The organism is Enterobacter sp. kpr-6, from assembly GCF_900116015.1.
Classification (GTDB): Bacteria; Pseudomonadota; Gammaproteobacteria; order Enterobacterales; family Enterobacteriaceae; genus Enterobacter_D.
In genome coordinates, this window is record NZ_FOYH01000002.1 from 97,324 (window position 1) to 110,111 (window position 12,788).

10 protein-coding genes and 2 tRNA genes are annotated in these 12,788 nt (G+C 50.4%); 5 read left to right on the plus strand and 7 right to left on the minus strand.

Annotated elements, in window-relative coordinates; translation table 11 throughout:
• The first annotated feature begins 145 nt into the window (after nt 1-145).
• Nucleotides 146-2,587: a glycogen phosphorylase gene (gene glgP, locus BM373_RS05225; RefSeq protein ID WP_090460211.1), complete on the plus strand. Its 2,442-nt coding sequence runs from the start codon at nt 146-148 to the stop codon at nt 2,585-2,587.
• A gap of 37 nt (nt 2,588-2,624) precedes the next feature.
• On the opposite strand, the gene cbl is transcribed toward glgP, so the two are convergent.
• A complete protein-coding gene (gene cbl / locus BM373_RS05230; RefSeq protein WP_090460212.1) occupies nt 2,625-3,575 on the minus strand; it encodes an HTH-type transcriptional regulator Cbl in 951 nt (316 codons plus the stop codon).
• Nucleotides 3,576-3,675: 100 nt separating this feature from the next.
• Nucleotides 3,676-4,593, minus strand: a complete 918-nt coding sequence (nac, locus tag BM373_RS05235) for a nitrogen assimilation transcriptional regulator NAC (RefSeq protein WP_090460214.1) — start codon at nt 4,591-4,593, stop codon at nt 3,676-3,678.
• 331 nt (nt 4,594-4,924) lie between these two features.
• On the opposite strand from nac, the gene BM373_RS05240 reads away from it, so the two are divergent.
• Nucleotides 4,925-5,000, plus strand: a tRNA-Asn gene (locus BM373_RS05240).
• A 131-nt stretch (nt 5,001-5,131) separates the two neighbouring features.
• Here the strand turns inward: BM373_RS05240 and BM373_RS05245 are convergent.
• Nucleotides 5,132-6,124 carry a hypothetical protein gene (locus BM373_RS05245; RefSeq protein ID WP_090461067.1) on the minus strand — a complete coding sequence of 331 codons (993 nt, stop codon included), beginning with the start codon at nt 6,122-6,124 and terminating at the stop codon, nt 5,132-5,134.
• A gap of 784 nt (nt 6,125-6,908) precedes the next feature.
• Here BM373_RS05245 and BM373_RS05255 point away from each other — a divergent pair.
• Nucleotides 6,909-7,784, plus strand: coding sequence for a toll/interleukin-1 receptor domain-containing protein (locus BM373_RS05255; RefSeq protein WP_090460216.1), 876 nt, complete (start codon nt 6,909-6,911; stop codon nt 7,782-7,784).
• A 279-nt stretch (nt 7,785-8,063) separates the two neighbouring features.
• Here BM373_RS05255 and BM373_RS05260 read toward each other — a convergent pair whose 3' ends face one another.
• Together BM373_RS05260 and BM373_RS05265 are read right to left on the minus strand one after the other, a co-directional pair.
• Nucleotides 8,064-8,309 (minus strand): DUF2543 family protein, encoded by a 246-nt coding sequence (locus tag BM373_RS05260; protein WP_090460217.1) that lies wholly within the window; start codon nt 8,307-8,309, stop codon nt 8,064-8,066.
• A gap of 46 nt (nt 8,310-8,355) precedes the next feature.
• Nucleotides 8,356-8,838: a cold-shock protein gene (locus BM373_RS05265; RefSeq protein WP_090460219.1), complete on the minus strand. Its 483-nt coding sequence runs from the start codon at nt 8,836-8,838 to the stop codon at nt 8,356-8,358.
• Nucleotides 8,839-9,029: 191 nt separating this feature from the next.
• Here BM373_RS05265 and BM373_RS05270 point away from each other — a divergent pair, with 191 nt between their 5' ends.
• Nucleotides 9,030-9,728, plus strand: coding sequence for an RluA family pseudouridine synthase (locus BM373_RS05270; protein ID WP_090460222.1), 699 nt, complete (start codon nt 9,030-9,032; stop codon nt 9,726-9,728).
• A 57-nt stretch (nt 9,729-9,785) separates the two neighbouring features.
• On the opposite strand, the gene BM373_RS05275 is transcribed toward BM373_RS05270, so the two are convergent.
• Entirely contained in the window at nt 9,786-10,814 is a 1,029-nt protein-coding gene (locus tag BM373_RS05275) for an LLM class flavin-dependent oxidoreductase (RefSeq protein WP_090460224.1), read from the minus strand.
• Between the two features lie 263 nt (nt 10,815-11,077).
• Here BM373_RS05275 and BM373_RS05280 point away from each other — a divergent pair, with 263 nt between their 5' ends.
• Nucleotides 11,078-12,532 (plus strand): AMP nucleosidase, encoded by a 1,455-nt coding sequence (locus BM373_RS05280; RefSeq protein ID WP_090460226.1) that lies wholly within the window; start codon nt 11,078-11,080, stop codon nt 12,530-12,532.
• Nucleotides 12,533-12,628: 96 nt separating this feature from the next.
• Here BM373_RS05280 and BM373_RS05285 read toward each other — a convergent pair.
• A tRNA-Asn gene (locus BM373_RS05285) sits at nt 12,629-12,704 on the minus strand.
• Nucleotides 12,705-12,788 lie beyond the last annotated feature (84 nt).

Genomic DNA, 12,788 nt, shown 5'->3' on the forward strand with positions numbered 1-12,788 from the left:
TACGCGCCGGGTATATTTTATTTATCCGGCGCACAACATATAAAACCAGGGTGGTGAACATGGATTTTAACCAACCGGCAACAGTGCATGTTTATCCTTTAGATTATCAATTCTTTATAAATGGATTTATCCCCGGAAGTATGAAATGAGTCAGTCTTTAAATAAAACCACCGTCAGCGTTGACACCTTAAAAGATTCTATCGCGTATAAACTCATGTTTATGATCGGTAAAGATCCCGCGCTCGCGAATAAACATGAATGGCTTAACGCCACACTCTTTGCCGTGCGCGATCGTCTGGTTGAACGCTGGTTGCGTTCAAGCCGCGCAAAACTCTCTCAGGAGTCACGCCGGGTTTATTATTTGTCGATGGAATTTCTGATTGGACGCACGCTTTCCAATTCTCTGTTATCACTCGGTATTTATGATGAAGTTAAAACCGCGCTTGATGAAATGGGTTTTGACCTTGAGGAGCTGATTGACGAAGAAAACGATCCGGGCCTCGGCAATGGTGGGCTGGGTCGACTGGCGGCCTGTTTCCTCGACTCGCTGGCTACACTGGGACTGCCTGGCCGTGGTTATGGTATTCGCTACGATTATGGGATGTTTAAACAGAACATTGTGGATGGCAGCCAGAAAGAATCTCCCGATTACTGGCTGGAGTACGGCAATCCCTGGGAATTTAAACGTCATAACACCCGTCATACGGTGCGCTTTGGCGGCCGGGTACAGCAGGAAGGTAAAAAAACGCGCTGGGTAGAAACCGAAGAGATCCTCGCCGTCGCCTATGACCAGATCATTCCCGGCTACGACACGGACGGCACGAATACCCTGCGCTTATGGAGTGCCCAGGCCAGCCGTGAAATCAACCTCGGTAAATTTAATCAGGGCGATTATTTCGCAGCAGTAGAAGATAAAAACCACTCTGAGAACGTGTCGCGCGTACTTTACCCGGATGACTCAACCCATTCAGGCCGTGAATTACGTTTGCGTCAGGAATATTTCCTCGTCTCCGCGACTGTGCAGGACATACTCCGCCGCCACTGGCAGGAATATGGCACTTACGCCAACCTTGCCGATAAAATTGCCATTCACCTCAATGATACCCATCCGGTGCTGTCGATCCCGGAACTGATGCGTCTGTTGATTGATGAACACAAATTTAGCTGGATCGACGCGTTTGAAGTGGCCTGCCAGGTCTTCTCTTACACCAACCACACGCTGATGAGCGAAGCGCTGGAAACCTGGCCTGTAGATATGCTCGGCAAAATCCTGCCGCGTCATTTGCAGATTATTTTTGAAATTAACGATCATTTCCTGAAAACGGTGCAGGAACATTTCCCGAATGACGATGCGCTGTTAAGCCGTATCTCAATTATTGATGAGTCGCATGGCCGCAAGGTGCGCATGGCGTGGCTGGCGGTGGTGGTCAGCCACCGGGTCAACGGCGTCTCGGCGCTGCATTCCGGGCTGATGGTCGAGTCCCTGTTTGCGGATTTTGCCAGAATCTTCCCGATGCGCTTTACCAACGTCACTAACGGCGTAACGCCGCGCCGCTGGCTTGCCGTTGCAAACCCGTCGCTGTCAGCCGTTCTCGACAAGCAAATCGGGCATCACTGGCGCACCGACCTGAGCAGGCTGGAAGAGTTTGGTCAGTATGCGGATTACCCGCTCGTTAACAAAGCGGTGCAAAAAGCAAAACTGGCGAATAAAAAACGCCTTGCGGTTTATATCGCCCGCGAACTGAACGTGGTGGTTAACCCGAACGCCCTCTTTGATGTGCAGATTAAACGCATTCATGAGTACAAACGTCAGTTGATGAATGTCCTGCATGTGATTACGCGCTATCACCGCATCAAAGCCGATCCCGATGCGCAATGGGTACCGCGCGTGACAATTTTCGCCGGTAAAGCCGCCTCAGCTTATTACATGGCGAAGCATATTATTCATCTTATCAATGACGTCGCGCAGATCGTTAACAACGACCCGGTTATTGGTGACAAATTGAAAGTGGTCTTTATCCCGAACTATAGCGTCAGTCTCGCGCAGATGATCATCCCGGCGGCTGACCTTTCAGAGCAGATTTCATTGGCTGGAACGGAAGCCTCCGGCACCAGCAATATGAAGTTTGCCCTGAATGGCGCGCTGACGATCGGTACTCTGGACGGGGCGAACGTCGAAATGCGTGAAAACGTCGGTGCAGAGAACTTCTTTATCTTTGGTAATACGGCTGAAGAGGTCGATGCGCTGCGGCGCAAAGGCTATAACCCACATGACTATTATGAGCAGGACGATGAACTGCGGCAGGCGTTAACCGCCATCGCTACCGGCGAATTCAGCCCGGCCGATCCACATCGCTACCGCGATCTGGTGGATTCACTGACCCATTTTGGCGACCACTATCAGGTGCTGGCTGACTACCGCAGCTATATTGAATGCCATGAAGAGGTGGATAAGCTCTACAGCCGCCCTGAGGAATGGACGGTAAAAACCATGCGCAATATCGCCGGAATGGGGTATTTCTCCTCAGACCGGACGATTAAAGAATATGCGGAAAAAATCTGGTACATCAAACCCGTGAAGCTGTAAAACAGGTGACCTTCAGACCCGGCGAATCGCCGGGTTTTTAAATTTGATAATCCAGCACCGTTTCATCCGGCTCCATCACCTGCCGTTTGATGTCCTCAACCGACAGCCCCGCGTTGCATAGCTCAATAAAGCGCCAGACATAATTGCGCTGCAACTGACCGCGCTTAAGCCCCAGCCAGACCGTACTGGCATCAAACAGATGATGCGTATCAAGCCGGATCAGCTTGCCTTCTTCCTGCTCTCCGCCCGATTGTTCAGCCACCAGCCCTACCCCCAAACCCAGCTCGACGTAGGTTTTAATCACATCAGAGTCCTGCGCACTCAATACCACATCAGGGATTAACCCTTTGCGGCTAAAGGCTTCATCAATGCGTGAACGCCCGGTGATCCCCTGCCGGTAGGTGATGAGCGGCCAGCGACTAATCTCCTCCAGGGTCAGCGGAGAAATGTCAGCCAGCGGGTGATCCTGCGGGATCAACACATTATGGTGCCAGCGAAACCACGGGAATGCCGCGAGTGTAGGATCGTTACTGAGTCGCTCGCTGGCGATACCGATATCGGCCCCGCCGTTATGCAGCAGAGATTCAATTTCCTGCGGCGTCCCCTGAATCAGCTCAAGGCGCACTTCCGGGAACAGCGTACGAAAAGATTTAATGACCGGCGGCAGACTGTAGCGCGCCTGAGTGTGGGTGGTGGCGATGGTCAACACACCGGAGGTGTCGTTAGTAAAAAGATCGGCTAAACGGCGGACATTGCTTGCCTCATTCAAAATACGTTCTGCAATGATCAGCAACGCTTTGCCAGGCTCCGTCATTCCCAACAGCCGTTTACCACGACGGATGAAAATCTCGATACCCAGTTCTTCTTCCAGTTCACGAATATGACGGCTTACGCCCGACTGCGACGTGTAAAGCATATTGGCAACTTCGGTCAAATTGTAATCCCGACGCGCCGCTTCCCGGATTATTTTTAATTGCTGGAAATTCACCCTCGCCTCCAGGCCATCAGACATAACGCTATTGTTAGAGTCTGAGGCCCGGCAGAACAAATAATAAAAACCAGCAACTTATTACTAAATGGAATATTACTTAGCTGACGAGCAGTAATTCACGATTTTCCAGCGACGGACGGCTGACCAGCGACAGCAGGATTTCTTTCACCGCCTGGGCCTGCGGCGTTAACGGGCTTCGCGCCGACACATTCAGCGCCAGTGGCAGATTCATTGATGGAGCCGTAATGCGCGCCATCCAGCCATTCGCCGCCTCAGACAGAGAACGGGCAGCCGATTCAGGTAACACCGTGCCGCCCATGCCGCTGGCGATCGCCGCCGTCAACGTGCCGATGGATTCGATTTCACCGATGATTTTAGCCGTCAGACGACGCAGGGAAAACGCTTCGTCCACCCGCAGGCGTACGGCGCTGTAATCACGCGGCAGGAACAGATTCATTTCAGCCACGGCAGCTAAATCGACGCTTTGCCCCGGACAGTCGCGGGTGCCCACCAGGTAAAGATCTTCTTTCAACAGCGGCTGGCTGGTGATGCCTGTCCCCGGCGTGCGCTCATACAGCACCGCCATATCAAGCTGGCCGTTTAACAGTTTATCGTTAAGCACCGCGCCGCTGTTCTCGTGCAGATAGACCGTCACATCGGGAAGTTCGTTACGCACGGCCTGTAAGAGAGGCATGGTGATGGACGATGCCGCCGTTCCCGGCGCAAGGCCGATGGAGACCTGCCCGCGCAATGTCTGGCCGACATTATGGACCGCCAGTTGCGCCTGCTCACACTGGCGCAAAATGGTGCGCGCATGGGCATAAAGGATTTTACCCGCTTCAGTTGGCGTGACGCCGCGTTTGGTACGAATCAATAATTGCTGATCAAGCTCACCTTCGAGCGTGGCGACCTGCTGACTCAGGGCGGGCTGCGCGATATGCAGCACTTCAGCGGCCTGCGTCAGGCTACCGATATCGACGATTTTTACGAAGTATTTCAGGCGTCTAAAGTTCATTTTGCCTCCTGTACGGAACAACAGTGCCAACACCGGCAGTATCTTGTCGGAGGAGTTGCAAGATGCTTGCCAGTTTTCGCAATGCCGCACAAAGGCGAGCTAACAAGCTGGATAATAAGAGATTCTAATCACAACGCGCCGGGTCATCACTGAAACAGCGGTTTGAAAGATGTCCATGAGGAGGCATTCACGCACTGTACTGGTGCACGGATACTCTTTTTGCTGCGCAAATCAGCGAATTGCCGAATTTGTCGGCAAACGAACGTAATGAGGCGATCCACCCTTTGACAAGCCCACGGCACGCCGTTAATATGCGCCCCGTTCACACGATTCCTCTGTAGTTCAGTCGGTAGAACGGCGGACTGTTAATCCGTATGTCACTGGTTCGAGTCCAGTCAGAGGAGCCAAATTTAAAAACCCGCTTAAGGCAACTTAAGCGGGTTTTTGCTATCTGCGTTAAACATCAGGAAATAAGATAAGTATCCCGTAAATGTCTTCTATGGCTTTCGCCACCTGACCAGCGGACAAAAAAGACTAATCAGACATCATCAGGTTTTATAACCACCCCATACAAGCACAGCTCAGGCGGCTCCGCCGGCGTAATCACCCCGATTCTGATTGGCAAAGAACCCTCTTGTTGGCATTGTTTCTTTATAAGCAGCCAGTTCTCAGTTTCAGAGTCCATATGCGTAATCAGGGAGTCAAATGCTCCATCAGCAATTTCTACTTTTAGCGGTTTCTCTTTTTCACTGTCACCTGAGTTATATTCAGCCGTCTTCGAAATATCACCTTCCAGCCCTGCCAGGCTATTCTTTAATTCTTCAAAGCTACTTTCAGCCGCTTGTGGAGTGTCAAAGAACAAACCACTAATGAAGATCGCTTCCATCACTTCGCTGAAAGAAAAAGAGGTATCCCCATAAACTAAACGACTGTGATCGGTACTCTTCACCCCAGTGACACTTTCTCTTAGCACGTCATCCTTCTGTACGGTCATCAGCGTTTGCTTGTTGTAGAGGATCACTGGCAGGTTTTTAATTTCGTGGATATTTCCGCTAAGGCTCCAGCGCTCTTTATCGCCTTTAATAAAACCTGAAGCGTCACAACTACTTTCTATATCAAACTGGTCAGTGGGGATCCGTTCACGATTGAGCCAGTCTGTAAAATCCTCACCGTCGTCCTTGTCTTCGTATTGATAGGCGCGATAGACAGCGCTTCGGCGATCGATGCCAATCCACTCAAGATCCCATGTTGAGGATTTGGATGGTTTTTTTACTTCGTCAATATAGGCTGCGACATCCCGATCCAGATAAGCGGTTAGTAATTCCTTCCAGGGCTCAATGGCAAAAAAGATATTCGCAAGCGTAGTTCCTTCTTCAATTATCACGGTATGACGAAAGAATCTGAGGAGAAAAAAGGGGTCGGTAGCTGAAATGGTTTTCTGGATTGATAGCAACGGAAGTGCTGTTGTTTCTTCGTAATCAGAGCGAAAGCGCAGTATTGAATCTGAACAGAAAATTAATTGACCTTCCATCATTTATCGGGCTCCTGATGTTATGTAGCAATCCCTGGCTAATCTGAGTCACAACTTATTTGCGCTTTATCTGGTTTAAAGGCAAAAAAGATGGCGTACAGACCATAATACTCGACTTACATGCAGAAAGGAAAATCCAGTAAAATACGTGGTCATTCTGGTGGTGTTGACAACTCAATGTTTAGATTTAGCTTATCAATCAGCCAGTTAATGGCTAAGGCGATCCCAGTCAGAGGAGTCAAATTTAAGGAAAGCAGAAGTTCACTGACGTCTACTTTCTACGTTTTTATTAACTGATTACTTTCTTCTTCAGGCCACACTCGATCTCTAAAACTGCTCGAATTCCACTATTTCACTGGTTAAGCTGTCCATCGGGAAAAGCGAAAATGCTTGGCTACTTTGAAATTGCCATGCGGATTAAGCAATACATTGCTGCGCTCCTGCGTCCTAATCTTGCATAAGATATGGGAAGGCACAGTCCAGAAGCCAGAGATCGAACACCCCCTTGTACTGGAGCTTGAAGAGATCCGCTACTGCTTGAACGTATTGATGCCTACATAGTCCGCAGAATGATTACATTGCCACTAAAACTCACTCTGCAGATCTTCATTCGTTTCAGTAAACTTCGTTTTGCTCGTAGGTCAGAAATCCACTTCAAAAGATGCGATGGTCAGGCCGTTTAAGTTTATTCAGAAAAGATTCACTAATTCAAGACACGAGGAAGTGTCTTGATGATATCCTTACAGAGTGGTAAATCATTACATAATTTCTTATGGAGGGAGCTATGAGTATTAGTGTTTTTTTAAGTCATAATCATAATGACAAACCATTTATCAGGAAATTAGCACGAGACCTTGAAAATCATGGTGTTCGTTACTGGCTTGACGAAGCAGAAATGAAAATTGGCGACTCCCTGATTCAAAAAATTAGGGAAGGAATTGATAGTGTTGATTACTTTGCCGTAATACTTTCCCCTGACTCAATTAACGCACCTTGGGTGGTTAATGAACTAGATGTAGCAATGAATCATCAAATAAGTGGTAAAAAAATAAAAGTATTGCCTATTATACTGAAAGAATGTGATCCTCCGGGATTTCTCACTGGGAAACTGTATGCCGATTTTAAAAAAGAAGACCATTATATTGAATCATTTAAACGGTTAGTTGAAAGCATAGGGGTGGTTTTTAATAAAAATGTCATGCGCGATGAAAAAACATTTGATAATCTTGGTACTGCTTTAGACAAAGCATCCCATGCAAATATCCCTGTGATGTGTAAACCATTTCATAGACCTTTTCAATACATGGGAATGCAAGTTTCACAGGCAGAAAAAATATTTGAGTGTAAAGGCAATGAAGTTGGAAGCATTATTGTTGAAGACGATGATTGTCGAATGTATCTAGAAGCAGAAGGTAATTTTATTAGCTATATAGAAGTTGATTTCAAAAAAACTGTTCCACATTATAAAAATAAAGAATTCGATTCGGAAATTTTCCTTGGAGCCTTGAGCATAGGCTTATCAGAGCTAGAACTCGCTCGCAAGAAAACATATAATCATACATATTATGATCACCGACGCAAATTAAAAATAAATGTAATTTGTCTATACGACGAAGCCCCAATAACTGTATCCTTTAGTTCTAAACACTACGGTATGTAATATTTTATATTCAGGCATTCAAATATGTAATTGAATGCCATGATATTTATTCAGAAACATTAGAATTTTTATGATTTATGCACTGTAGATTAAATATTGTATACAATGCTTTGGTATAACACATCATTATGGCTTTTCTTGTTTGTCAGATATGGCATGCGTCAATCAGAGGAGCCAAATTTAAGAAGCCCGCTCAGAGAAACCTGAGCGGGCTTTTTGTTTTCAGCCAGTACCAGAAAATGTGGATGTAACAACATCCGCGTTATATCGTGTCAGGCGTTACTCATTGCCCCACTGGTTCAGGAACATGGCGATTTCGTCGATACGTTTTTCGTCGATTCCAGCTTCTTTAGCCATCTCGCTCTGCGCACTTTCGCTGATTTCTTCGTTGTTCATTAAGCGGGTGATCAACAACTGGAAATAACGCGCCACGGGTTCACGTTCTGCTTCGCTCAACGCTTCGGCGGACTCCGTCGAATACTCGTCAGCGATGTCATAATATTTGATTGGCACTTCATTGTTCATAACTCATCTCCGGATTGACGCCTGGGTTAATGGCGGGTGTTTCGGCTCAGACTTTGAGCATTTTCACCGTGGCATCCACGTCGATCTCATCTTCCGAGAAGATTAACGTCGTGCCCTGGAAGGTCGTGATCGCCAGTTTTTTCAGCGTGCGCATTTCACCCTCTTTCGCGGCAGTTTTCGGCCTGATATTGCCCATCAGGAGATTCACTGAAAGCACCGCGTTTTCTTTATCAATGCCGGTATCGACAGGCACTTCTTCGCTGTAAACCAGGTAAGATTTGATCGCCGTGAGTTTGAGACGCTCGCCCGCGATATAGATATATTTGCTGTCCGGGATGACTTTCACCGCATAGGCTGACAGGCCCTTGTTATTGGTGGTGGGCTCAAACGTCACCGCCGCATCTTTCTTAATCAGGTCTGGGTTGGCGACCTTAATCACATGAAAATAACGGTTGTCGCCGTTTTCATCTTTGATAAATCCAAAACCTTTATCTTTAAACCACGTTGTGATCGTTCCGTTCATCGCCATTACCGCCTGATTAATCGTTTATCTACTCAATTTTTGCAGCGCGCAGTGTAAAGCACAATGCCTGCGCCGACTACGTCTTTACTTTAAGTCTGGATGATAAATTTCAGGTCAGCGAGCGGCAACCGTCTGCGATTCGCCAGGCTGCACAGAATTCGTTATCATCCGCTCCTCTTCTTCATTCGGGCAGCCTGATGTCTACGATTATCGATACCTTTATTGCCCCGCCGTGCCACGACAGAATCGAAACTCTTTATCAGGACGACCATCTGGTCCTAATTAATAAACCCGCCGGGTTGCTGAGCCTCTCCGGGAAAAATCCGCAGAATCTGGATTCCGTACACCACCGGCTGGTGCAGATATTCCCCGGTTGTACGCTTGTACACCGACTGGACTTTGGCACCTCCGGGCTGATGGTGGTTGCCCGCAATAAGGCGATCAACGCCGCGCTGTGCCAGCAGTTCAGCCAGCGCACGGTGACCAAAGTTTACAGCGCCCTGCTTTGCGGGCATTTGAGTGAGGATGAGGGAGTAATAGAGGCGGCGATTGCCAGAGATCCGGCGCTGTTCCCGCTGATGTCGATTTGCGACCTCCACGGCAAGCCCGCCCGTTCCCGCTATCGCGTGGTAAAACGTTTTTATGATGAGCGGGAAGACGGGACGTTACTGCCGCTGACGCGGGTAGAGCTCACCCCGGAAACCGGGCGTACTCATCAACTGCGCATTCATTGCCAGCACCTGGGTCACCCTATTCTGGGCTGCGATCTCTATGGCGGTCTCTCGTGGCCTGGCACCGAACGGACGCCACGCCTGATGCTGCATGCCAGCGAGCTGAATTTCATTCATCCTGTCAGCCAGGAAGCGATGACAGCACGCAGTGACAGTCCGTTTTGAAATACAGTGAATCCGGCACCTGCTTTTACAGATGCCGGAGTAAAGAGACAACGGCGGTTATGCGTCGCGCCAGCCCATCGCCGGAGCAACATGTTTCAGAATGGATTCGATGACATGGGCGTTGTACTCCACACCCAACTGATTCGGTACGGTCAGCAATAACGTATCCGCTTCCGCGATCGCTTCATCCTTTTTAAGCTGCTCGATCAGTTTGTCCGGTTCTGCCGCATAACTGCGCCCGAAAATCGCGCGGGTTTTCTCATCGAGGAAGCCGACTTTATCGTCGTCGTCACGGCCTGAGCCGAAATACATCCGATCGCGTTCATTAATCAGCGCAAAAATGCTGCGGCTGACCGAGACGCGCGGTGTCCGGGTATGTCCGGCCTCTGCCCAGGCCTCGCGATAGGCGCGGATCTGTTTGGCCTGCTGGATGTGGAACGCTTCGCCGGTTTCATCGTCTTTCAGCGTGGAGCTTTGCAGATTCATGCCCAGCTTCGCGGCCCATACCGCCGTCGCGTTAGAACCTGCGCCCCACCAGATACGCTCGCGCAGCCCTTCCGAATAGGGCTCAGGGCGCAACAGCCCCGGCGGGTTCGGGAACATGGGCTGTGGATTGGGCTTCGCAAAACCTTCTCCACGTAGCGCGTCCAGCAGCACTTCGGTGTGGCGGCGCGCCATGTCGGACTCATTTTCGCCTTCAGACGGGGCGTAACCGAAATAACGCCAGCCATCAATGACCTGTTCCGGGGAACCACGGCTGATGCCAAGCTGTAAGCGCCCGCCAGAGATTAAATCTGCCGCCCCGGCATCTTCGACCATATACAGCGGGTTTTCATAGCGCATGTCGATAACACCCGTACCGATTTCAATACGCTGGGTTTTCGCGCCAATGGCCGCCAGCAGGGGGAACGGCGAGCTGAGCTGACGGGCAAAGTGGTGCACCCTGAAATAAGCGCCGTCCGCGCCCAGTTCTTCGGCGGCAACGGCCAGGTCGATGGATTGTAGCAGCGCGTCAGCGGCTGAGCGGGTACCGGACTGCGATGAAGGCGTCCAGTGACCAAATGACAAAAATCCAATCTTTTTCATGACGTGTTTATCCTGGTTTCAGGGGAATGATGAGCAGGCAGGCGAATATTCTTGATAGTCTCGTTCAGGCCCGGCCCGGATAATGTCTACTTTACGCATTACCCGCCGGGAATAAATATCCTTTGCTTAACATACAGCATCAAATTAATTGAAGGAGTGCCTGAGTCCGGCAAGCCTGCTTTTCAGTATTATCCGCGCACTTTTGTTTCACAATCCTGTGACATACTATCGACAGGCCAACACCGGTGAACAAGGAGATAATGATGAACAATAAGGGTGCAAGTCTCACCCCGGAGCAGGCGCTGGATAAGCTTGAGGCGCTGTATGAGCAATCTGTCACGGCCCTGCGCGAGGCAATCGGCCAGTATATTGACCAGGGTACGCTTCCCGACACGCTAACCCGCGCACAAGGTCAGTTTGTCTATCCCGAACTCTCCGTAAGCTGGGACGGCAGCGCAAAGAATCCGCAGAAAACCCGTGCTTACGCGCGTTTCACCCATCCCGGCTGCTACACCACCACCATCACTCGCCCCACCCTCTTTCGCCCCTATTTGCTTGAACAGCTCACCATGCTGTTTCAGGATTACGGCGCGCACATCGAAGTGGGACCGTCACAGCATGAGATCCCCTATCCTTATGTGATTGACGGCTCGGCTCTGACGCTGGATCGCTCGATGAGCGCCGGGTTAACGCGCTATTTCCCGACCACCGAACTGGCGCAGATTGGTGATGAAACGGCAGATGGTCTGTTCCATCCGACGGAGTTCTATCCGCTGTCACATTTTGACGCCCGTCGCGTCGATTTCTCGCTGGCCCGCCTGCGCCACTACACGGGCACTCCGGTTGAACACTTCCAGCCTTTCGTCCTGTTCACTAACTACACCCGCTATGTGGATGAGTTTGTGCGCTGGGGATGCAGCCAGATCCTCGATCCCGACAGCCCTTACGTGGCGCTCTCCTGTGCGGGCGGGATTTGGATCACCGCTGAAACGCAGGCCCCGGAAGAAGCCATTTCCGATCTCGCCTGGAAAAAACACCAGATGCCCGCCTGGCATCTCATTACCGCCGACGGCCAGGGGATCACCCTGGTTAACATTGGCGTTGGCCCGTCGAACGCGAAAACGATTTGCGATCACCTGGCGGTGCTGCGCCCGGACGTCTGGCTGATGATTGGTCACTGCGGCGGTCTGCGTGAAAGTCAGTCGATTGGCGATTACGTGCTGGCTCACGCCTATCTGCGCGACGATCACGTGCTGGATGCGGTGCTGCCGCCGGATATTCCTATCCCCAGCATCGCCGAGGTGCAGCGCGCGCTTTACGATGCCACCAAGCAGGTGAGCGAAATGCCGGGCGAGGCGGTGAAACAGCGGCTGCGTACCGGTACCGTCGTCACGACCGACGATCGTAACTGGGAGCTGCGCTACTCGGCTTCTGCCCTGCGGTTTAACCTGAGCCGTGCGGTGGCCATTGATATGGAAAGCGCCACGATCGCCGCCCAGGGATATCGCTTCCGCGTCCCTTACGGCACGTTGCTGTGCGTGTCTGACAAGCCGTTACACGGTGAGATTAAACTGCCGGGCCAGGCGAACCGTTTTTACGAGGGGGCGATATCGGAGCATTTGCAGATCGGCATTCGCGCCATCGATCTGCTGCGCGCCGAAGGGGAGAAACTGCATTCGCGCAAACTGCGTACCTTTAACGAGCCGCCGTTCCGTTAACGGCGAATAACCTGAAATGGCTGGCAACGGCCATTTTTTCGGGTTAGCGCAGATAGCAAAAACCCGCTTAAGTTGCCTTAAGCGGGTTTTTAAATTTGGCTCCTCTGACTGGACTCGAACCAGTGACATACGGATTAACAGTCCGCCGTTCTACCGACTGAACTACAGAGGAATCGTGTGAACGGGGCGAATATTAGCGATGCACCGTGCCCTTGTCAAAGCCTGTTTTTAAAAAAGTTGTTGATTGCCCATTTAT